Raw genomic sequence first — 21,616 nt, forward strand, 5'->3', positions numbered from 1 at the left:
GGTTTCGACCGATAATCCTCGGGAGCGACTTTCATGATCCGGGTCCTCGGTTTTTTCATCATTGTGTTTCTCGTCGCATTGGGCTTTGCGTGGCTCGCGGATGTGCCGGGAATGGTTTCCATCCAGTGGACAAGCCCGGACCCTCAAAGGGTTCCGATCGTTTGGCAACAGACACCGGCAGTTGCCGCCGTCGTGGTGGGTGTGCTTCTGGCAATCTTCCTTCTTGCAGTCTGGATCATTCGCGTGATCCTGAAGTCGCCTGTCATTGCGAGCCGCTTTTTTCAGCGCAGGCGCAAGGACAAGGGCTATAGCGCATTGTCGCAAGGCTTGATTGCGCTTGGCACCGGCAACGCGAAACAGGCACGCCGTTTCGGCGTCGATGCCGACAAATTGCTTTCCGAGGAACCGGCCACAAAGCTCTTGCTCGCCCAAACCGCACAATTGGCCGGCAAGGACGACGAGGCGCGGCAGCGGTTCGAAGCCATGTTGGACGATCCGTCAACAAAAGCTCTTGGGCTGCACGGGCTCTTCGTGGAAGCCGAGCGCCACAGGGAGCCGATAGCAGCACGCCACTATGCCGAGGAAGCCGCGAAGACCTCACCCGGCCTGGAGTGGGCCGGCAAGGCGGTGCTCGGATATCAGGCCGTTGCCCATCATTGGGATGAAGCTCTGAAGACCCTGGAGCGTAATTACGCTGCGAAGTTGATGGACAAGAAGACCTATCGGCGTCAGCGTGCCGTTATCCTGACGGCGCTTGCCCAGAAACTCGAGGACGGCGAACCAGAACGGGCATTTTCGTTGGCCAAGGAAGCGCACGGACTGGCGCTGGATCTTGTGCCGGCCTCGGTTCTGACATCACGTCTTGCGACGCGCCGGGGGGATATCCGCAAGGCCTCCAAGGTTCTGGAGGCGACCTGGCGCCTGTTCCCGCACCCTGATCTTGCCGAGACCTATGCTCATGTGCGCACGGGGGACTCAGCCGTAGATCGGCTCAAACGTGTGAAGGCGCTTTCAGCACAACGTGCCAACACGCCCGAGGGCGCCATGGCAATTGCCAGGGCTGCGATGGAAGCACGCGAGTTCGACGAAGCCCGCAAACAGCTGAAGAAAGCTCTCCAGAGCGAACCGACCCGCAAGGCCTTTCTGGCCATGGCGGAACTTGAAGAGACCGAAAGCGGCGACAAAGGGCGTATGCGCGACTGGCTGGCGCGCGCCGTGAATGCGCCGATGGACAAAGCCTGGGTCGCCGACGGCATTGTTTCCGCCGACTGGCAGGCCGTCTCGCCGGTTACCGGACGGCTGGACGCATTCGAATGGAGCACGACCGGAAGCCTGGCTGAAGAAGCAGCCGATGTTTTAGAGGACAGCCTGTTCGAGGCGCCTGCACTGGCACCGGCGGCGTCGATGGCAGACCCTGAACCTGCCTCGCCTATAAAGCCAGTTGAAGTGGTTTCAGAACCGGCCGCGGTGGACCTTGAAGCTGAGCCTGTTTCGAAAGACAGTCAGGTTTCTGCTGCACCCGTGCAGGCAGAGAATAGTGCGGCAACTCCGGCAGATGTTTCATCCATTGAAGAAGCAAAAACCGGAAAACAGGGCTACGAAGGCACGACAGACGATGTCAAATACAGCCCCTCATTGAAGGACCTCCCTGAGGCGTCTGCCTCTGCGGCAGCACCCGCACTTCCTGCAGCCAAACCTGATGCTCCCAAGGCCTCGGAAAAGCCCGAAGACAAAGTGGTTGTTGGTGCGGCAGACGACAACAAGAAGGATGTCGAGGCCAAAGCCGATGCCGCTGAGGAGACTGAAAAGCCCAAAGCTGATGCCGCTGAGCCAGAACCGGACAAGGAAGATCTCAATCGGCCAATCGAATTTCCGTTGTCCAGAATGCCGGATGATCCCGGTCCCGATGATGATGACGACGACAAAAAGGCGGCCAAGACCACGCGACCCCGGTTTTTCAACTAAATTCCGGGCTCGCTCATCAATTGCCTGATATGTCTGTTGGCCTCAGATTTCTTTCGGCAGACTTCACAGTCCCGTCGCTTGTCGGGAAGATGTGATGATCCGAAAAAGAGCTGGTTTTAGGCTCTTGCATATGACGCCAAGCTCCGGTAATTAGCGGCCCACCCGAGGCAATCGGGTGTGATCGCGCAATGCGCGCAGCTTGTTGGTTGCAAGCAAGTGCTGCTGTAGCTCAGTTGGTAGAGCACGTCATTCGTAATGATGGGGTCGGGGGTTCGAGTCCCTTCAGCAGCACCAGATTTCCACATGTCCTGTCCGAAGAAATCGGTGACGGTCTGTGCCGGAGACACGAGCCCTGAGCTCGAGCTGAACAATATGTCGATAATTGTCAAAGAGATGCGCCTGCAAAGGTCAAGAAACTGTGCGCCGAGGAGCGTGTCTTGCATGTTGCCGGTGCGACGGGCAGTATCGAGTATGATTTGTTGCCGGGAAAGACGCTGGTACCGACTGTTGTTGTTCGCCCTTGGTCTTGTTTGCTTGCTTGGCAAGGCCCCGGCAAGTGCTTCCGATGACCTCACACTTTATATGTACTACCTCCCGCATCGTCTGACGGAAGACAGCGGAAGACAATACGATCGTTTCCTGGAGGTTCTGTTCGAGCGAACGGGATTGACGACCGAACGGAAGTCGGCTCCTTTGCTGCGTGCCAGCAACCTGTTCAGACAGGACAAACAGTCCTGCATCTTTCCGTCAAACATTCGGGCACTCAAATTGGGTGCAGCAGCGTCAATGTTCGGAACGTCCGACACGGTCGATGTCGTCTCGCTGCGGCTCTATACGGCAAAGCGACAAGAAGCTGGAGCAGCGCTTACCGACTTTCGGCCTGAACGTGTTGGCTATATTCGTGGTTCAGGTGCGGTGCATTTCCTGGGAGAGAATGCAGATCAATATGTCCCGATCGCCTCTGAAGAACAGTTGATCAGGATGCTGGAACTGGATCGCATCGACGCTTTTTTGGGCCACCATCCCGATACAGCCCTCGCTTTGGAAGACCTTGACAGGCCGGATGCGTTGCATGTCAGTCCTGTCGCGCCGGACACGCTGAGATTTCCCATTACGTTCGTTTGCCACGACAGCGCGGCCAGCAGAACTTTTTTGAAGACAGTCAATTCGGAGATTGCGCGAATGCACGCGTCCGGGGTGACGCGCGACATTTTTGGAAAACACGCAGAATTTGAACAGCCTGACGAACACACGGAAGATGTTCCGCTAACTGAGTGAACAGTGCGTGCGGCAACCAAGGGTATGTTCAGCCTTTGTAATAATTGAGTTTTTTGTAGGGCAAATTGAAGAAGTTTTCTCGGTAAGCAGGAAAAGTTCTATATTTATCAATCCGCTCCTCTAGTGACGTCGTGTATTCATTTAGTATATCTTAGGTTGTAATTAATGCTTAGGATTGAGTAACTGAAAATATACAATTGTTCAGCTATTTTAATTGTCAAATTCGACAAGTCCGCAGGGTGCGGATTACTGATCATGCAAAGGTAATAGACATTGCTTCACAAAATGATCCGCATTTTGGTCGCTGATGCCAGCTCTATTGCCCGTGATGTGGTTAATGATGGCATCAACGTTCACCGATCAAAGCGGTATATCGAGATCGACATCGTCAACAACGGGCGGGCTGCACTTGACGTTCTCAGACAAAAGCAGATCGATCTTGCTTTCATCGATGTCAATCTGCCTGGTCTGCGCGGACCGGAGGTGGTTGCTTCGATAAAGGGTACGAAGTCCGACAAATGTCTCGTTGTCGCCATGTCCAGCAGCCTGGACGAGCAGGACGAAGTCAGCTTAAGGCAAAACGGCGCCTACCACTTTCTGAAAAAGCCATTTCATCAGGACGACGTGTCCAGCATTGTTGCGACACAAATCAAGATGGGGACCGCCTGTCCGATCCTTATCGTCGATGATTCGGCGACGATGCGGAAAATGACGCGCAAGATCCTGGAAGGTAGCCGTTTCAGCTTCGACATTTCAGAAGCAGACGGTGCTCAGTCCGCGATCAAAGCGATGAGATCCGGCAAATTTAAATTGGTGCTGACGGATTTTCATATGCCGGGCGCCGACGGACTTGAGCTTGCCGGATCAATTCGCGATCTGTCCAGCAAAGTCGGCGTCTATATGATGTCGACCAACGAAACGTCTTATCTGCAAAGATCTGCGGCCTTCGTCGGCATTTCCGGCTTCTTGAAGAAGCCGTTCACAGCTGAAGATATTGACAGTGTCATGCATCGTTTCTTGCAAATCGATATACCAAAATTTGGAAAGTCGCGTGGAATGTTCAGTTTCGACGAACCTGAGATGAAGGCGTCCTGACGCCTTCTCTTGTAAGCAATCTGCTGAAATCAAAAGACATTTATTGAATTTGGAATGGCGGTGTTTACCTGTTCCTGCGATTGGTTTTGGATAGCTTTTCCTGATTGTTGATTTGGAAACCAACTATTGATTCAATAGAAGAATCAGTAAGTCTTCCAGTTCATATCAGTTTCACTGTCTGGCAACGTGGAGAACGGGTTGGGCAAAGCAGCAAAACTTGAATTCGTTCGACGCATCGTACCCTTGGCGCTATGCCTGTTGGGTGTGATCGGTGGATATTTTTTCATGTCCATCCTTAGCAGCCTGCTCTGTATTGTTGCCGGAGCCGGCATTTATGCTGCCTTGCCACGTCCAACAATGCCTTCCGGTGCCGTCAAGCCGATTTCCAGACCGTCTATTCCAGTGCTGGATGCGATCGGGTTCGGATTTGGCGTTGTGTTTTTTCCACTCGCATTCATCGGTATGAGCATCTGGAGCGGAGCTGCAGCGCTGTTAGCACTGATGTGTTTGTTACCCGCCTGCCTGTCGATGGTGTTTTTCACAGTTGCCGTGCGGCAGGACACTTCCTGGGTCCGCTTCTTTGGCAACGGGTTTGAATTCACGCAATTCGGTTTGCGTGTTCGCGTCCCTTATGAAGATGTGAAAACGATAGAGATCAAGCTTTGGCAGGCTTCCGGCTGGGTCGCCTGGTTTCAGTCGACAATCGGGTCGGCAGGGCCGCGTAAGGCCGTGTTACTCAACGGTGCTGAAAGCACAAAAACGCTTGTTTTCAAACGCAACGACAGCGCGACTTTCACAATCTCTTCGGAGCTTATTCCAGACCTGCAGCGTGTGCTTATCAGTATTGACCGAGCCGGTATGGAACTTCCTGATGGCATAAGCGACCTTCAGCGCAAGAAAATTCGACGCAAGCGAGAGCGCATGTATGGAGGAGCGCCGGAAGACGAGCCTGTGATTGAAGAAAAACAGGTTGCCCGGATCGCGGCGTTGATTGAGCACGCAAGACGCGGCGGCAGTTGAGGCTGGATTTTCAGGTGACCGTCCATGATGGTTTCCGCTTTTCAAAAAACGCAGAAATGCCTTCCCGGGCTTCCTTTGTTTCCCAGGTGTCTGCCAACCTTCGCACCGTATCTTCGATCACGGTTTGCGAAATGTCAGGACCCAAGGACCGGGCAAGTGCCTTTGAGGCCGCGATGGCTGACGGGGACGCTGAAAGATAGGGTTTCACTTCCCGCTCTACGGCGGCATCCAGGTCTTCTTCGCTGACGGCGATCCTCGCAAGGTCGAGAGAAACCGCCTCTTCCGCGCCAAAAATGCGGGCAGACATAAAGACCCTACGTGCCTTGCCCTCTCCCATACGCGCCAAAACATAGGGGCTGATGGTCGCCGGGATAAGGCCAAGGCGGACTTCGGTCAGCCCGAACTTTGCGCTCTCGACAACGACAACAGTGTCGCAGACACTCATCATGCCAATACCGCCGCCAAAAGCCTGACCCTGTACACGACCGATCAATGGTTTCGGCATTTCATTGAGACTTTTGAGCATCATGGCAAGTTTGCGCGCCTCGGCCATCCGCGTTTCACGGTCCGCTTCGAATTGCTCGCGCATCCAGCCGAGATCGCCCCCGGCACAAAAACTGCCGCCAGCGCCTGTGAGGACAACAACACGGACATTGTCATCGGATCCCAAGTGCTTTGCAGCATTGCTCAGGTCTTCGATCATGGCAGCCGACAGCGCGTTGTGCTTGTCGGGGCGGTTCAATTTGAGTGTCGCCACACCGCGTTCGTCTACTGACAGCGACAGGGTTTCATAGCTCATGTGTCCGCGCTCCGCAGGTTCTGTGCAAATTCTGAAACCTCTGCCAGCAAGTCGCGGCGAATGCCGGTTTCAAAGCCGTTGCCGTCCATCAGGTCGACAACGGCTTCCGTTGCGACGTTGCCTTTGGCTCCCGGCGCATAAGGGCAGCCACCGAGGCCACCAATCGCGCTGTCGAAAGTCCGAAGACCTTTTTCCAGACTTACGCTGATGTTCTGAAGAGCTCGAGCTTTGGTGTCATGATAGTGCCCGGCGAGTTTGTCAGCCGGTACATGGACCAAGACAGCATCGAGCATTTGTCCGATTGTCTCGGGTGTTCCTGCACCAATTGTGTCGCCAAGCGAGACTTCATAACAGCCAAGCTCAAAGAGCGCGCTGGCAACTTCAGCAACCTTTTCAGGTGGTGTCGGCCCGTCATAGGGGCAGTCGGTCACGCAGGAAACATAGCCGCGAACGGGCATCTCGTCATGATGAGCTTTCTCGAACAGAGGCTTGAACCGTTCGATACTCTCGGCGACGGAGCAGTTGATGTTCTTTTTCGAAAACCCTTCGGACGCGGAGCCGAATATGGCCACTTCATCCGCCGAAGCTTTCCGGGCAGCCGTGTAGCCCTTCACATTCGGTGTCAGTGCCGAATAGACCACGGCGGGATGCCGATAGATCCCATCCAAGACGTCTTGTGCATCGGCCATTTGGGGAACCCATTTGGGACTGACGAAGCTGGTTACCTCGATCTTGCGAAACCCGCAGGCGGAAAGCCGATCAACCAATTCGATTTTCTGATCAGTCGGCACAAACGCTTTTTCGTTCTGAAGGCCGTCACGCGGGCCCATTTCAAAAATGGTGACGAATTCGGACATATCTGGGCTCGAAGTACCTTTTGGGAGTGGGGCTGCTTATTTCGGTGAAAAGTCATCTGAACGGGAGAAGCACCTGCCAGGCGCTGTAACGTGCCTTACGTCTCCTCCTCTGCCCGCGCACGCAATGCGCGGCGGATAACCTTGCCAGTCGTCGTCAGCGGCAACGAATCGACAAATGCAATTTCGCGCGGATATTCGTGAGCCGCCAGACGTGTTTTGACGAAGTTGGCAATGTCTCTCGCGAGTGCTTCCGAAGGGTCGATACCGTTTTTCAGAACCACATAGGCCTTGACGATTTCAGTGCGCTGCGTATCGGGTTTGCCGACGACACCTGCCATTGCAACGGTAGGATGCTTGATCAGGCAGTCTTCGATCTCACCTGGTCCGATACGGTAACCGGAGGACGTGATGACGTCGTCGTCCCGTCCGACAAAACGCAACCACCCGTCGGCATCGCAAAGACCCGTATCACCGGTCAAAAGCCAGTCTCCGGCAAACTTCTTTTCTGTCGCTTCCGGATTGTTCCAATAACCGAGAAACATGACGGGATCCGGTCTTTTGATGGCAATATTGCCGAGTGTCCCGGCAGACAGCTCTATACCCTCATCGTCCACAATGCCGACCTGATGGCCGGGCACCGCTCGGCCCATGATGCCGGGCCGGGAGTCCATGAGCTGTTTGCAGCTTGAAACGACCATGTTGCATTCGGTTTGACCATAGAATTCATTGATTGTCAGACCGAAGGTCTTCTTGCCCCAGTCGATCAGTTCAGCGCCCAGTGTTTCGCCCCCGGATGCGACGGAACGCAGATCAAGTTTCCATTGTGCCAGCGGGTTCTCGAGTTGACGCATCATTTTGAGCGCCGTAGGCGGCAGGAAGGCATTGCGGATTTTCTGGTCCTGCAGGAGCTGAAAAGCGGCATCCGCGGTAAATTTTCTAAATCTGCAGGCAACAACCGGCACACCAAGATAGAGCGCCGGCATCAGAACATCCAGAAGGCCGCCGATCCAGGCCCAGTCTGCAGGCGTCCAGATCCGGTCTCCAGGTTGCCCGAGAAAGTCATGACTCATTTCAACGCCCGGCAAATGTCCAAGCAGAACCCGATGACCGTGCAGTGCACCCTTGGGCTGGCCCGTCGTGCCGGAGGTATAGATGATGATTGCCGGGTCGTCCGGCGAGGTGTTAAACGCTTCGAATGTGTCTTCATGGCCAGCCATGTGGCTTGCCAGATCCTGCGCGTCACCGGTTTCACCGTCGACGCAAAAAACAGTGGTCAGTTCGGGCAACCGGTCCCGCAAGTCTGCCAGTTTTGCGGCACCATCCCGATCTGTTACGACGACTTTCGCACCGGAATCGCGTAGTCGGTATTCCAAAGCCTCTTCGCCGAACAGCGTGAACAGCGGTATGGATATGGCTCCAAGTTTCAAAGCGGCGATGTGGGCGTAGGCTGTTGCGGGGCGTTGCGGCAGCAGGACCCCTATCCTGTCGCCCGGTTGCATGCCCTGGCTTTTCAGAAGATTGGCGAGCTGGTTGGACAGCCTTTGCAGATCCGCATAGGTGTAACTCGCGATATCGCCGTCTTCGTTGACGAAGACCAGGGCTTCGCGGTTCGGTTCTTTTTCGGCCCACACATCGCAAATCGCGATACCGATGTTGAAGCACTCTGGAATGTCCCAGTCGAACTTCTCAGTCAGGTCATCGTAGCTTCTGGCATCATGCGGCAGCATCGGTTTCCTCCGCGAGTGCAAGCAGAACGGTTCCGTCGGTAACCTGTTCGCCTTCCGCAACCAGAACCTCACCTACGATGCCGTCGCGAGGGGCCTTCAGTGTGTGTTCCATCTTCATGGCCTCAAGAATGAGCAATGGCTGATCCTTGGTCACTGTGTCGCCTGCGCTTGCACTGAGCACTTTCACCAGTCCGGGCATGGGGGCAACCAGCTTGTCATCTGTGCTGCCTGCATCTTCGTCCGTGCTGAGGGCATCGGGCAGGCCGACCGGAAACGCGAAACCATTCAGAAAGACGGTCAGACCCTTGCTGTCTTCCACAACAACGGCACGGGCGCGATGGCCTTCGCAGTCAAAGGTGATGGAATTGCCACTGACCTCAACCAGGGAATAGTCGAGGCTGCCATCGGCCAAGTGCACGGCAAACCGGTTTTGTCCGCGTGCGTGAACTTCCACATCGCGGCGATCTCCGCCAATTTCCAGAAGAGCATATTGACGGGACGCACTCCATATTCGCCATCCGGCCAGTGTTTCAAATGGATCGGAACCGCTGACAGGCCGTGTCAGGCCGAGGGATGTCAGCGCAGCCAAAGCAACAGCATCTTCTGGCACTGCCGGTTCGTCGATGAGCTGGTCCAGGTCGCGATCTATGAGACCCGTGTCAACGTCTCCTGCGGCGAACCCCTTGTGCCTGCAGAGCGCGGCCAGGAAAGCAGCATTGGTTACACAGCCCGCGACTTCAGTTGCCTCTAGGCTCGCCAGCAGTTTGCCAAGCGCAGCTTCCCGGGTTGGTCCGTGCACGATGATCTTGGCAATCATCGGATCATAGAAGGGGCTGATTTCGTCCCCGGCACGCACTCCGGCATCGACGCGTGCGTTGTCTTCGGGAAGCGAAAGATGCTCGAGCGTTCCGATGGCCGGCAGAAAGCCCTTGGGCGCGTCTTCTGCATAGAGTCTCGCTTCGAAGGCCCAGCCATTGAAGGAGAGATCTTCCTGCGCCTTCGGCAGGTGCTCACCCGAGGCAACGCGAAGCTGCCATTCCACGAGATCCACGCCGGTGATGAGTTCGGTCACCGGGTGCTCAACCTGAAGGCGGGTGTTCATTTCCATGAAATAGAACCGGTCGGACCGGAGACCTTCAGACACGTCTGCAATGAATTCGATCGTGCCCGCGCCGGAATAGTCAATTGCCTTTGCCGCCTTGACGGCAGCTGAACCCATGGCCGAACGCATGTCGCCGGGCATGTCGGGTGCGGGCGCTTCTTCAATGACTTTCTGGTGCCGGCGCTGCAGGGAGCAATCACGCTCGAACAGGTGCACCGCGTTGCCGTAACTGTCGCCGAAAACCTGGATTTCTATGTGTCGCGGCTTGGTAAGATATTTTTCGATCAGCACTCTGGCATCACCGAAACTGGCTTCGCCCTCACGTTGCGCGCCTTCGAGAGCAGCAGCAAAGTCATCAGGGGCATCCACGCGGCGCATGCCTTTTCCACCACCACCTGCGCGGGCCTTGATCAGAACCGGGTATCCGATTTCATCCGCTCGATCTTTCAGGAACATCGGGTCCTGATTGTCCCCGTGATAGCCGGGCACAACCGGTACGCCGGCCTTTTCCATCAATGCCTTGGCAGCATCCTTCAAGCCCATGGCGCGTATGGAGTGTGCACTTGGTCCTATGAAGACAATTCCTGCCTTGTCCAGTTCTTCGACAAAGCCCGGATTTTCGGAGAGGAAACCGTAGCCCGGATGCACTGCTTCAGCACCGCTTTGGCGGCACACATCGACAATTCGATCGATCCTCAGATAGCTGTCCGCAACAGGTGCCGGCCCGATCCAATAGGCCTCATCGGCCATGGCAACGTGCTTGGAACCTGCATCGGCATCCGAATAGATTGCGACCGTCTTGATGCCGAGCGTTTTGGCTGTTTCCATGACCCGGCACGCAATTTCACCGCGATTGGCAATGAGAATTTTCTTGAACATCAGTCTTCCGCCCTCCCAAGCGCGGCCAAAAGATGACGATGATTTTCTTCGCTGAAGGCGACGAAGATGACGGACTTGATATTCAGATGGTCGACCAACGATCTCGTTATCGCAGCGGTTGCAATCTCCGCGGCACGATCCGCAGGATAGCCATAAACGCCGGTTGAGATCGACGGGAAGGCAATGCTTTCGCAAGCGTTCTCTGCAGCAAGTCGCAAACTCGTTTCATAGCAACTGGCCAAGAGTTCAGCTTCGCCGTTTTTGCCGCCTTGCCAGATAGGTCCGACGGTGTGGATCACGTGTCTGGCGGAGAGCTCATATCCTCCGGTAATCTTTGCCTGACCGGGTTCGCAGCCATTGAGTTTGCGGCATTCTTCAAGCAATCGTGGGCCTGCAGCGCGATGGATCGCTCCATCGACGCCGCCGCCCCCGAGGAGACTTGTATTGGCGGCGTTGACGATTGCATCGACGGAAAGACGGGTTATGTCGCCGATACGTGTTTCGATGCGGCTTAGAGAGCGGGACATGTCATCGCGATTTTGCAAATCTTCAACAAGCTTGAACCGTTCGCAGACGAGTTCCATCTCCCGGGCAAAGCCGCCATTGCGTTCAAAATAGGTCTGATGATCTCTCTGCCATCCGGCAAGATCGTCATTTTCGCCCTCGGCAAGGGCAAAGTCTTCGCCAACGTCACAAAAGCGGGTGATCGTCACATCGACGGTTTCAATGACAAATGCCGGCGTACCATCCCAATTGAGCGCAATGTCGCGGCGACCAACTGCCGGAAGGGCTTCATCTCCGTTCTGAAAGTCTCGCAAGGCGCCGCAGGTAGCTGTTTTCTTTCCTTCGCGAACCAGCGCGATGAGCTGGTCACTCAGGTTCTTGCTGTCACCGAACTTGAAGGTTTCAGCGCCGGGATACTTCTGTTTCAGATCATCAATGAACATCATTCAGCTCCCGGCACTTTTCTGTGCCTGCAAAAATCTCTGCACATGAAAGGCGATAGCTTCAGGAGCGTCTTCCTGCATCAGATGTCCCGCATTGGGGATTGAGACGAAACTGGATCCAGGGATCATTGCTTGCAATTCGCGCCCTCGGTCTATCGGGATCCATTCGTCTTTCTCGCCCCAGAGGATCTGTACCGGGCAACGGATCTCCGGGTATCGGTCCTGGACCTCATCCGTATAGCACTGGTCCATCTGGGCGATCTGGCGATAAAAGGCGGCCTGCCTTTCTGCGCCGATCCACTGATCAGCATAAGGGGTCAAAACCTCGGGGCCTGCCTTGTGATGCATTGCCGATTGCAGATAGGCGGGCAGAATTGCCTCGTGCATGTAGCTGGGCATGTCGGCAAAGGCGGTCTCATGGTGTTTCACATGTTGCACCAGAGGTGAGCCCCACGGCCTCAGGGCGACCGGATCAATCAGTGTCAGGCTGTTGTAGTCGACGGCATCGATCAGGTGCGCGCGCAGTGCGGTCGCTCCGCCGAAGTCGTGTGCGACGATATCTGGCCGGTCCAGCTTCCAATGTTCTGTCAGTGCGGCAAACAGGCGATTTTGAATGCCAAGCGACACGTCACCATCTGGCCGGTCTGAATTGCCGTAACCCAGCATGTCATAAAAAAAGACCTTGTGGTTGTGTGCCAGCAAGGGAGCCAGTCTTGACCATTCATGAGACCAGAACGGCGTGCCGTGCATCATCACAAGAGGTGCGCCCACACCGAGGCTGCCCCAGCGGATTGCATGGCCTTCAAAGTCAAATGTCTGCGGTGTCTGCCAGGTCATGATCCATCCTCACATTCTGAACAGGCCGAACCGGGTGTCTTCAATAGGGGCGTTCAGCGCCGCAGACAGTGACAAGCCGAGAATGTCGCGGGTTTTTCGAGGGTCAACGATGCCGTCATCCCAAAGGCGTGCCGTCGCATAAAGGGGGTGTCCCTGTTCTTCGAACTGGTCGACGATGGGTTGTTTGAACGCCCGCTCTTCTTCCTGGGTCCAGCTGCCACCTTTGCGCTCGATGCCGTCGCGGCGAACGGTGGCCAACACGCCTGCGGCCTGTTCTCCCCCATAACCGAAATGCGTGAATTGGGCCAGGTCCACAAGAAGCGGGGCGAATAAGCCCTGCCGCACATGCCGTAGTTGCCTGCGCCGAAGGAACCACCGACCAGCATCGTGATTTTTGGAACCGAAGTCGTTGCGACGGCAGTGACAAGCTTCGCGCCATCTTTCGCAATCCCGCCGCTCTCATATTTCTGACCGACCATGAAGCCAGTAATGTTCTGCAAAAACACAAGTGGAACCTTGCGCTGAGAGCAGAGTTCAACGAAATGCGCACCCTTAACGGCACTTTCTGAAAACAACACGCCGTTGTTGGCGATGATGCCAACCGGCATTCCGTGAATGTGGGCAAAACCGCAGACCAGCGTGGTGCCATAACGGGCCTTGAACTCGTCAAAGCGCGAGCCGTCGACGACGCGCGCAATGACTTCACGGATGTCGTAGGGCGTTTTCAGATCGGCCGGGACAACACCAAGGATTTCGTCGGGGTCGTAGAGCGGATCTTCCGGCGTTTGCATGGCAACGGTGGAGGACTTCGTCCGGTTCAGGCTGGCAATAGACCGACGGGCAAGAGCGAGGGCATGGGCATCGTCGCGCGCCAGATGATCCGCCACACCGGACAGACGGGTGTGCACGTCTCCACCGCCAAGGTCTTCTGCCGTGACTTCTTCGCCCGTCGCGGCTTTGACCAGAGGAGGGCCGGCCAGAAAGATTGTGCCCTGGTTTTTAACGATGATGGTCTCGTCGGACATGGCCGGTACATAAGCACCACCTGCGGTGCACGAGCCCATCACGACTGCTATCTGGGCAATGCCTTTCGATGACATCTGGGCCTGATTGTAGAAAATTCTGCCGAAATGGTCCCGGTCGGGAAAGACCTCATCCTGATTGGGCAGGTTGGCACCGCCGCTGTCCACCAGATAGATGCACGGCAAATTGTTCTCAGCGGCAATTTCCTGAGCGCGCAGGTGCTTTTTCACGGACATCGGATAATAGGTGCCGCCTTTGACCGTCGCGTCATTGGCAAGGATCATCACTTCCTGACCTTCGACGCGACCGATCCCGGCGATCATCCCTGCAGCTGGTGCTGCGCTGCCATACATTTCGTGAGCGGCAAGCATGCCCACTTCCAGGAAGGGAGACCCCGGATCGAGCAAACGCGAGACACGTTCACGCGGCAAGATCTTGCCTCTTGAAAGATGACGTTGCCGTGCATTCTCACCGCCGCCGTCGAGTGCGGTCTGCGCAGCGAGCTTGACCGAGTCCATGGCTTTTTCATGGGCTTCACGGTTCTGCGCAAACTGTGCACTCTTTGGCGAGAGGCTCGATTTGAGGATGCTCATGTCACCCGGTCTCCCTTTGGGATGTGTCCTGATCTGGCGCGACTGCCTTGCGCACCAGTTTGAGATAGAGATCTTCAATGTCCTTTTCGGACAAATGGCCGCCTTCGCGGTACCAGGCTGGAATGCCGGTCAGCATCGCGATGATCGCTCTCGTCGCAACCTTCGCATCGTCCACCGCATAGCGTCCCAGTTCGCCGCCACGCTCCAGGATCTGCGTCAGGATTGCTTCATAGCGGCGGCGCTCGACTTCAACGAGTTTGAAATTCTGAGGTTCGAGATTGCGCAGCTCCATATAGGAGATGAACACTTCGTCCGCGCGTTCCAGGTGGTAGCGGATATGGAAGCGGACAAACCTTTCCAGCGGGTCCATCTTCTCCTCAACGGATGCGTTGTCCCAGGCAGCCAGCAGTTCGGCCATGTGGGTCAGCATCAGGTCTTTGAGAATGTCCTGCTTGGTCGGAAAGTGATTGTAGAGCGCGCCTGGCCTGACGCCGACATCGGAAGCGATTTCACGCATGGAGACAGCTGCATAGCCTGACGCGGCAAACCTTCGAAGCGCGGCATTGCGCACACGCGCGGCGGTTTCCTGGCCTTTGGCCCTTGATTGAGGCCGGACAGTCGTCTCTGCAGCAGTGTGTGCCATTTGTCCTCCAACACTGTAAATAAATGAACGATCATTCATTTACAAGAGAATTCTGACGAGAAGTCGCCGCCGGCTGAGATAAATCATTGCGAAGCCGGGGGTCTGTCAAAAAACTTACATGGATAAACTGTTCACAGACACTGAGCGTTTTGCCGTGATTGCCAAAGGGACCGATTGATGACCGATACCGACGCAAAAACCTGGGTTGAGGCCGAATGGGCCGACAGCCTCGATGAAGAAATCGAAATGGAGATTGACGATAACCTGATCGCAAAAGATCTCGCGTTCATCTCCGACAAGAAGCACAAGTCGTCGATTAGCCGGAATACCTATTTTCACGAATTGCTTCGAATGCAAGCCGAGCTGGTCAAGCTTCAAGACTGGGTCCAGCATACCGGCAAGAAGATCGTCATTGTGTTTGAAGGGCGGGATGCCGCCGGCAAGGGCGGCGTGATCAAAAGGATTACACAGCGCCTCAATCCGCGGGTTTGCCGTGTCGTTGCCTTGCCGGCGCCGACGGAGCGCGAAAAGAGCCAGTGGTACTTCCAGCGGTATGTCCCGCATCTTCCGGCCGCGGGTGAAATCGTGCTCTTCGATCGCTCGTGGTACAACCGGTCAGGTGTGGAGCGTGTCATGGGATTTGCCGACGAAAACCAGGTCGAAGAATTTTTCAATGATGTGCCTGAATTCGAACGCATGCTCGTGCGGTCCGGAATAACGCTGATCAAATACTGGTTCTCCATCACGGATGAAGAACAGCAGCTGCGCTTTTTGATGCGTGTCCATGATCCACTGAAACAGTGGAAGCTGTCACCGATGGATCTGGAATCGCGTGTGCGCTGGGAAGACTACACCAAGGCCAAGGAAGACACGTTTGAACGCACCAACATTCCAGAAGCCCCCTGGTTTATCGTCGAAGGCAACGACAAGAAGCAAGCGCGCCTGAACTGCATCAACCACCTTTTGTCGATGCTGCCTTATGAAGAGGTGCCGCATGATCCGGTTGTGCTGCCAGAGCGGCGTTACAATCAGGACTATGAGCGCAAGGTTTTGCCTGAACATCTCTATGTCCCGGAGAAATTCTGATCAGGCCTGCCTCCTTTCAGTGAAGCGCTCCAACATGCAAGTGTGCCGATGGTGCGGTTGGCATTCCTGCGGGGACCTCTTCACGCAACCGCGCATTGTCAGCAAGGCCGGCAGACGGCATACAGGAGTCGATAAGCGAAAAGAGCGGGCCAACCGGATTTTCGCCCAACGACCGATGCCGTGACAGGAGAATTGAATTTGGCAGACAAGATCAGATGGGGAATTGTTTCGACGGCTAAAATCGGCGTCGAGAAGGTCATTCCGGGTATCCAACGGTCTCAAACCGGAATTGCCGCCGCGATCGCTTCGAGGACGCTGGACAAGGCACAGGAAACGGCCAAGGCGCTTGGAATTGAAAAAGCTTACGGTAGCTATCAGGATCTTCTGGCCGATCCTGACATTGATGCGATCTATAATCCGCTACCCAACCATATGCACGTGCCCGTCACGATCCAGGCGGTGAATGCCGGCAAACATGTTCTGTGCGAAAAGCCGATCGCGCTGAATGCCGACGAAGCGCAGCAGTTGCTTGAACTTCCAAAAGACAAACTGGTCGCCGAAGGCTTCATGGTGCGTGCTCACCCTCAATGGATCAGAGCACGGGAGATTGTGCGGTCCGGCGCTTTGGGTGAACTCAAGGCCATCCAGGCCTTTTTCAGCTATTTCAATGCCGACCCGGGCAATATCCGAAACAACGCCGAAATCGGCGGCGGTGCGCTCCTCGATATCGGCTGTTATACAATGCTGGCAGGCCGCTATTTCTTTGATGCGGAACCAACCCGAGTTGTCTCATTGATCGACCGCGACCCTGAATTCGGCACGGATCGAATGACCAGTGCCCTGTTGGACTTTGGACAGAACAGGCATCTCAATTTTGTCGTATCGACCCAGCTGACGCCTTATCAGCGTTTTCAGCTGGTTGGCACAAAGAAGCGTCTTGAGATCGTGATCCCGGTAAATGCGCCTCAAGGCGAACCGGTTGAGTTACGTCTCGATGACGGGTCTGCATCGGGGGATCGATCGAGTGTATCAGAGACCATCGCGGCCAGTGACCAGTATGCTGAGCTTGTCGATGTGTTTGACCGTGCCATAACGGGCGAAACACCTTTGACGTTTGGAATTGACGACGCGATTCAGAACATGAAGATCCTGGATGCTCTTTTCGCGTCGGCAGATCGTGGAAGCTGGGTAGACCTTGAAAGGTAAGTTCCCTCAACAAGGTTCGAACGCATAGCCATTTTCGTGGCGCGTCAACATGCCAAACGCAGTCGTGTTCATGTGGGTTGCGCTAAAGGCAATGCGTTCCGATGCGATCCTGTCAAACAATGCTCGGCGTGTTCGAACTGCGTCAGCAGGATCGCTGTCGAGGGCATAGGTGATGTCCGGATTTGAGAACTGAAGCTTGTCCGAAACCATGGCGTCGGCCAGGAGGAAGCATTCCTCATGGCCGGACGTCAGGTGTACAACCTGGTGGCCGGGCGTGTGACCCTGGGCTAGCAACAATCCGATCCCGCTGCCGAGATCCACGTCGCCAGGGTGCTGAGTGAGTTGTTTCTTCAAGGGTTCAGCAAGTGCCTGTATCAGGCCAATCATCGGCTTTTGCCCATTATCGGCGGAAGCCAGCAATTTCGGATCTGTCCAGAACGCCCATTCCTGAGCCTGAATGTGAATTTCAGCATTCGCAAAGAGGCTCGTGCCGTTGGCGCTCAATCCTCCAATGTGATCTGCATGCATATGCGTGATCACGACATCGGTAATGGATGACCTTTTGAGCTCCAGGCCCGGTTCTTGCCAGTTTAACCGCCCGGTATCCGGAAAGCGCTCCTTGAGACAGTTTCCGGATCCTGCATCTACCAGAATTTTCCTGTTTTTCGTTTCGATCAGCCAGGAGTTTGCGCCGAAGCGCGTGGACGGCTTTACCTTTTCGCTCTCATGTGGCTGTGTGTTTGAAAAATAGTCTGCCGGGATGAGAAGTTCACCATCAGAAAGACTGGTGATCGTCAGGTCGCCAAGGGTAAGGGTCGAGGAAGTCTCGTTAAAATCTCGCATGTTTTGCTCCCAAAATCTTCAACTGGGGCGAGATTAGATTCAGGATTTGGTCGCGACGATTGGCGTAATAGTCAATTCATGTGCTAAATCGGTCATATGACCAAGGGCTTTCGTTTTGCCATCCTGGCTTACCCTGGAGCAATGCAATCGGCTGTGCTCGGACTGCAGGACATTCTGGCATTCGCATCTGAGACCAGTACGGAGAAGCTCCAAATCAGCGTCTTGACGGACTTTGAGATCCTGTCCGGTGGGTATGATGCGGTGATCCTTCCCCCGTCGATTGACGAAGTGAAGGTTGAACAAGTTCCGCAACTGCCACCATTTTTGAAGCGGATGCATGAAAAAGGGGCTGTTGTGTGTTCCGCCTGTACCGGCCTCAGTTTCGTTCTGGCTGCCGACCTGGACGGTGGAAGGACCGTCACAACGCATTGGGGGCTGGAACAAAGGCTCAAATCAAGCCACCCGGAGCTCCGCCTGGATACAGGAGCCATTCTTGTTGAATACACCGATTTGATTACCGCCGGTGGATTGATGGCCTGGATTGATCTCGCGCTTGCCTTGATCGAACGTTTTCTCGGCTATTCAGTTGCAGCCCAGACTGCACGGCATTTCATTGTCGAGTTTCGTCGGCGTGATCAGCGCCGTTTCCGCCGCTTTGTTCCTGAACTGCGCCATGGTGATGGCGCCATTCTGAAAGCGCAGCACCTTCTGGACCGCCTTGCATGTGAAGACGTTACAGTCGCAATTGCAGCAAGGTCTTCGGGATTGTCAGATAGAACTTTCTTGCGGCGCTTCAAATCGGCCACCGGGTATTCACCAAAGGCTTATCTGCAGGAACTGCGTATCGAGCGAGCGCGGGATCTGCTGATCGAGACCGACAAAAGCATTGCGGAAATCTGCTATGCAGTCGGTTACAACGATCCCCCCTCTTTCGTACGTTTGTTTGCCCGTCTTTGCGGCCTTCCGCCGGGTGGTTTTCGCGAGCACTTCAAATAGACGCTCCCAACCCGAACGCGCGGGACCGGATCTGTCGTTACTTCCTCGGAAATGGCCTTGCCTTCAGCCAAAGAAACAGCGGAAGCCTTTGCCAATTCTTCAAGCGCTCGGGCGTGGACTTCGGATCCGGTACCGGTTCCTTGATTGACGTGATGGCGAAACCGGCCTGTTCCAGTGCCGCCGCATAGTTCTGCAGCGGCTGCGACCAGCCGAAAAAGGACATTTCCAATCCGTCCTGCACCATCGTCTCTTCGAAATGCGTTCGCTCCAAATAGGGTTCGGTTATGACGAACGGCGCATTGGGACCTGCACCCCGAAAGCTGCCAATATCGGCAAATGGGTGCACGATCGAAATCGTCAGAGCCCCATCAGATTTCAGTACACGGCCGACTTCAGAAAGTGTAGCCGGTACATCCTCGACATCCATCAGGACGTTGTAGGCGGTCACCTGATCAAAGCTGTCATCGGGGAACGGGAGGGTATCAGCGCCACAGACTGCATAGCCGTTTGCAGACGTTGCATCTTTAGCCGCTTTTATGAAAGCCTCTACAGGGTCGGTTGCCGTTACGCGAAAACCACATTCCGTCAATAGCCGCGACACCCGGCCTTCGCCGCAACCGACTTCGAGCGCTTCACCGGGGCCATTGCCGATGAACCCGGCAAGCTGATCGCGATAAGCCCAGAATGCATCGTGACCAGGAGTGCGGGCCCATTTGATCCAGTCACCGGCGATCCTGGTCCAATGGGCTCTGTCCTTGCCTTTGCCATCCATCATATTCAGCTCCAAAGTCAGCGGTTGAACCCAGATCTCGACATGCGGCGGGGCAGGATTTTTTCGAGGTTTCGACCGAATAAAAAACCCCGCCGAAGCGGGGTTTCATAAATTCAGATTGGCCTGCCGTCCTATTTGATCGGGGCAAGAACCATGACCATCTGCCGGCCTTCAAGCTTCGGCGACGATTCAACCTTGGCGATTTCAGACGTTTCCTCGCGGACTTTGTGCAAAAGTTTCATGCCAAGATCCTGGTGAGCCATTTCCCGGCCGCGGAATCGAAGCGTAACTTTCACCTTGTCACCGTCATTGAAGAAACGCAGCATGTTTTTCATCTTCACTTCATAATCGTGAGTGTCGATGTTCGGACGCATCTTGATCTCTTTGATCTCGACGGTCTTTTGCTTCTTGCGAGCTTCTGCAGCTTTCTTCTGGGCCTGATACTTGTAACGGCCGTAGTCCAGGATCTTGCAGACAGGCGGGTTGGCGTTTGGCTGGATTTCTACCAGATCCAGGCCGGCATCCATCGCGATATCCATCGCTTCTTCGGTCGGCACGACGCCGCGGTTGGCGCCTTCATGATCAATCAACTGGACTTCGCGAACGCGAATTTCATTGTTAGTGCGCGGGCCTTCCTTCGTAGGAGGCGGGGCGCGGAACGGACGGCGAATGGTCGCAATCTCCTCTATCGTTTCACTTGAGCGTCAGGAACTGGCTCGGTTCCTACACGAAAAACCCTGGAACACAAGTACCAAGGCCACTGTCGCGTGTCTCCTGACGCCGACCTAAAGCTCCTGCGAAACCAGTGAAAAGTCAACCGAAAACAGCGGTTTTCAGTAATTCAGAAGGTGTTTTCAGATCCGCATGTCGTTGTTTCGCGGGCAAATGCATGCAATTGGCGTGTTGGAACCGAAAGCGACGGGTAAGGGCTGTTGCATTCCAGCTGCCTGATGGGCAAGTAAGTACCGTGGCGCTTTGACACAAGGAAGAACCGGAATTGGACGGCGGAAAATTCTTATACCAGCTGCTTAAGGTCATACTTGGCTTTGTTCTAGCTGTCATTGCATGCGGTTTGTTTCTTGCCTGGGGGTTCTTCCGCGCATCTCATCCCAACGAAGATCCTGTCGCGTTTGCGGCCATGATCGGGACCGGTCTGGTCGGCGGCAGCGTTGTTGGAGCAACGGCAATTCTGCCTGCTTCGGTACTCATTGCGATTGCCGAGGCGGCACGCCTGCGCAGCCTTGTCTTTCATGTTGGGGCTGCAGGTGCGATCGCCTTTGGTGTCTGGACACTCAGTGATCCGGCAACGGCGGACGGATTTCGACCCGGCAGCACTGTTGCTCTTGCCGCCGGGTTTTTAGCTGGAGCCATCTATTGGTTGATCGCCGGCCGCTCTTCCGGCGCCTGGCACTCCAATTCAAGGCCATCACCCGTGAAGAACAAAGACCAGTCGAGCGGTTCCCAGGACGGCTCCGCTTGAGGTTTCATCGGTTTTCTAAACGCGTGAGACAACGTAGCGTTAAAGTTCGCCGTCCTTCAGGGCCTCGCGAGCGGCCTGATAGTGATCTTCCCGCATATGGCTGCGGATCATTGCGATGGCCGCCATCAGCACTGTTGCGTCGTCGCCAAATCCGACGCCAATCAGGAAGTCTGGAATGGTGTCGATCGGAAGTACGAAGTAAGCAAGTGCGGCAAACACCGTCGCCCGGACCTTGGTTGGTGTGCTCGGGTCCAATGCGCAGAAATATCCCGCTATCACATCTTCCATAAACGGAACTTGCCGCGCCGCCTTGCGGGCGGTCGACATCAATTTCTGCCGGATGGTTCGCTTCTGCTCATCTTCCGGCCCGAGAATTTCCGGGTCAAACCCGAGATCTTCGAAGGTCGTGTTCATAGATTGTCCCGTCTGCTTCATTTAAAAACATAAGGGCAGACGAGCAGATCTTCA

General features: G+C 55.2%; 19 protein-coding genes, 1 tRNA gene and 2 pseudogenes. 9 read left to right on the top strand and 13 right to left on the bottom strand.

Features of this window, described 5'->3' with window-relative positions; translation table 11 throughout:
- Positions 1-33: 33 nt before the first annotated feature.
- From ACZ1HV_RS18050 to ACZ1HV_RS18070, 5 genes are all read left to right on the top strand, one after another.
- Entirely contained in the window at positions 34-1,965 is a 1,932-nt protein-coding gene (locus ACZ1HV_RS18050) for a heme biosynthesis HemY N-terminal domain-containing protein (protein WP_472715912.1), read from the top strand.
- A gap of 218 nt (positions 1,966-2,183) precedes the next feature.
- Positions 2,184-2,259, top strand: a tRNA-Thr gene (locus ACZ1HV_RS18055).
- Between the two features lie 213 nt (positions 2,260-2,472).
- Positions 2,473-3,243 (top strand): hypothetical protein, encoded by a 771-nt coding sequence (locus ACZ1HV_RS18060; protein WP_472715913.1) that lies wholly within the window; start codon positions 2,473-2,475, stop codon positions 3,241-3,243.
- Between the two features lie 285 nt (positions 3,244-3,528).
- A complete protein-coding gene (locus tag ACZ1HV_RS18065) occupies positions 3,529-4,338 on the top strand; it encodes a response regulator (protein ID WP_298817178.1) in 810 nt (269 codons plus the stop codon).
- A 198-nt stretch (positions 4,339-4,536) separates the two neighbouring features.
- Entirely contained in the window at positions 4,537-5,358 is an 822-nt protein-coding gene (locus ACZ1HV_RS18070) for a hypothetical protein (RefSeq protein WP_298985373.1), read from the top strand.
- Between the two features lie 10 nt (positions 5,359-5,368).
- Here the strand turns inward: ACZ1HV_RS18070 and ACZ1HV_RS18075 are convergent, their stop codons facing one another.
- The 9 genes and pseudogenes from ACZ1HV_RS18075 to ACZ1HV_RS18115 all read right to left on the bottom strand — a co-directional run bounded on the left by ACZ1HV_RS18075 (position 5,369) and on the right by ACZ1HV_RS18115 (position 14,765).
- Complete coding sequence (locus ACZ1HV_RS18075; RefSeq protein ID WP_472715914.1) at positions 5,369-6,157, bottom strand: crotonase/enoyl-CoA hydratase family protein; 789 nt, start codon at positions 6,155-6,157, stop codon at positions 5,369-5,371.
- Positions 6,154-7,014 (bottom strand): hydroxymethylglutaryl-CoA lyase, encoded by an 861-nt coding sequence (locus ACZ1HV_RS18080; protein WP_472715915.1) that lies wholly within the window; start codon positions 7,012-7,014, stop codon positions 6,154-6,156. The genes ACZ1HV_RS18075 and ACZ1HV_RS18080 overlap by 4 nt, the downstream gene beginning before the upstream one ends.
- Positions 7,015-7,109: 95 nt before the next feature.
- On the bottom strand, positions 7,110-8,741 hold the full coding sequence (locus tag ACZ1HV_RS18085; protein ID WP_472715916.1) for an acyl-CoA synthetase: 1,632 nt from the start codon (positions 8,739-8,741) through the stop codon (positions 7,110-7,112).
- Positions 8,728-10,722 (bottom strand): ATP-binding protein, encoded by a 1,995-nt coding sequence (locus tag ACZ1HV_RS18090; RefSeq protein WP_472715917.1) that lies wholly within the window; start codon positions 10,720-10,722, stop codon positions 8,728-8,730. The genes ACZ1HV_RS18085 and ACZ1HV_RS18090 overlap by 14 nt, the downstream gene beginning before the upstream one ends.
- Entirely contained in the window at positions 10,722-11,249 is a 528-nt protein-coding gene (locus ACZ1HV_RS18095) for an O-acetyl-ADP-ribose deacetylase (RefSeq protein WP_472718468.1), read from the bottom strand. Before ACZ1HV_RS18095 ends, ACZ1HV_RS18090 begins: the two co-directional genes overlap by 1 nt.
- 33 nt (positions 11,250-11,282) lie before the next feature.
- A pseudogene (locus ACZ1HV_RS18100) lies at positions 11,283-11,672 on the bottom strand (ASCH domain-containing protein); the annotation flags it as partial.
- Positions 11,673-12,506: an alpha/beta fold hydrolase gene (locus ACZ1HV_RS18105; protein ID WP_472715918.1), complete on the bottom strand. Its 834-nt coding sequence runs from the start codon at positions 12,504-12,506 to the stop codon at positions 11,673-11,675.
- A gap of 9 nt (positions 12,507-12,515) precedes the next feature.
- A pseudogene (locus ACZ1HV_RS18110) lies at positions 12,516-14,122 on the bottom strand (carboxyl transferase domain-containing protein).
- 1 nt (position 14,123) lies between these two features.
- The gene (locus ACZ1HV_RS18115; protein WP_298817162.1) at positions 14,124-14,765 is read right to left on the bottom strand and encodes a TetR/AcrR family transcriptional regulator; all 642 of its coding nucleotides are present in this window, start codon (positions 14,763-14,765) and stop codon (positions 14,124-14,126) included.
- Between the two features lie 177 nt (positions 14,766-14,942).
- Here ACZ1HV_RS18115 and ppk2 point away from each other — a divergent pair, with 177 nt between their 5' ends.
- Together ppk2 and ACZ1HV_RS18125 are read left to right on the top strand one after the other, a co-directional pair.
- On the top strand, positions 14,943-15,851 hold the full coding sequence (gene ppk2 / locus ACZ1HV_RS18120) for a polyphosphate kinase 2 (protein WP_298817160.1): 909 nt from the start codon (positions 14,943-14,945) through the stop codon (positions 15,849-15,851).
- 198 nt (positions 15,852-16,049) lie between these two features.
- Positions 16,050-17,057 carry a Gfo/Idh/MocA family protein gene (locus ACZ1HV_RS18125; RefSeq protein ID WP_472715919.1) on the top strand — a complete coding sequence of 336 codons (1,008 nt, stop codon included), beginning with the start codon at positions 16,050-16,052 and terminating at the stop codon, positions 17,055-17,057.
- A 6-nt stretch (positions 17,058-17,063) separates the two neighbouring features.
- On the opposite strand, the gene ACZ1HV_RS18130 is transcribed toward ACZ1HV_RS18125, so the two are convergent.
- Complete coding sequence (locus tag ACZ1HV_RS18130) at positions 17,064-17,900, bottom strand: MBL fold metallo-hydrolase (protein WP_472715920.1); 837 nt, start codon at positions 17,898-17,900, stop codon at positions 17,064-17,066.
- A 96-nt stretch (positions 17,901-17,996) separates the two neighbouring features.
- On the opposite strand from ACZ1HV_RS18130, the gene ACZ1HV_RS18135 reads away from it, so the two are divergent.
- Positions 17,997-18,896, top strand: coding sequence for a GlxA family transcriptional regulator (locus tag ACZ1HV_RS18135; protein WP_298963706.1), 900 nt, complete (start codon positions 17,997-17,999; stop codon positions 18,894-18,896).
- Between the two features lie 37 nt (positions 18,897-18,933).
- Here ACZ1HV_RS18135 and ACZ1HV_RS18140 read toward each other — a convergent pair whose 3' ends face one another.
- Complete coding sequence (locus tag ACZ1HV_RS18140; RefSeq protein ID WP_472715921.1) at positions 18,934-19,671, bottom strand: class I SAM-dependent methyltransferase; 738 nt, start codon at positions 19,669-19,671, stop codon at positions 18,934-18,936.
- A gap of 128 nt (positions 19,672-19,799) precedes the next feature.
- Positions 19,800-20,339, bottom strand: coding sequence for a translation initiation factor IF-3 (gene infC, locus ACZ1HV_RS18145; protein WP_298817623.1), 540 nt, complete (start codon positions 20,337-20,339; stop codon positions 19,800-19,802).
- Positions 20,340-20,665: 326 nt separating this feature from the next.
- On the opposite strand from infC, the gene ACZ1HV_RS18150 reads away from it, so the two are divergent.
- Complete coding sequence (locus ACZ1HV_RS18150) at positions 20,666-21,148, top strand: translation initiation factor IF-3 (RefSeq protein WP_298817150.1); 483 nt, start codon at positions 20,666-20,668, stop codon at positions 21,146-21,148.
- A 39-nt stretch (positions 21,149-21,187) separates the two neighbouring features.
- On the opposite strand, the gene ACZ1HV_RS18155 is transcribed toward ACZ1HV_RS18150, so the two are convergent.
- The gene (locus tag ACZ1HV_RS18155) at positions 21,188-21,562 is read right to left on the bottom strand and encodes a YkvA family protein (RefSeq protein WP_298817147.1); all 375 of its coding nucleotides are present in this window, start codon (positions 21,560-21,562) and stop codon (positions 21,188-21,190) included.
- Positions 21,563-21,616: the final 54 nt, after the last annotated feature.

It is taken from the genome of Roseibium sp. JB4-4 (genome assembly GCF_055693425.1).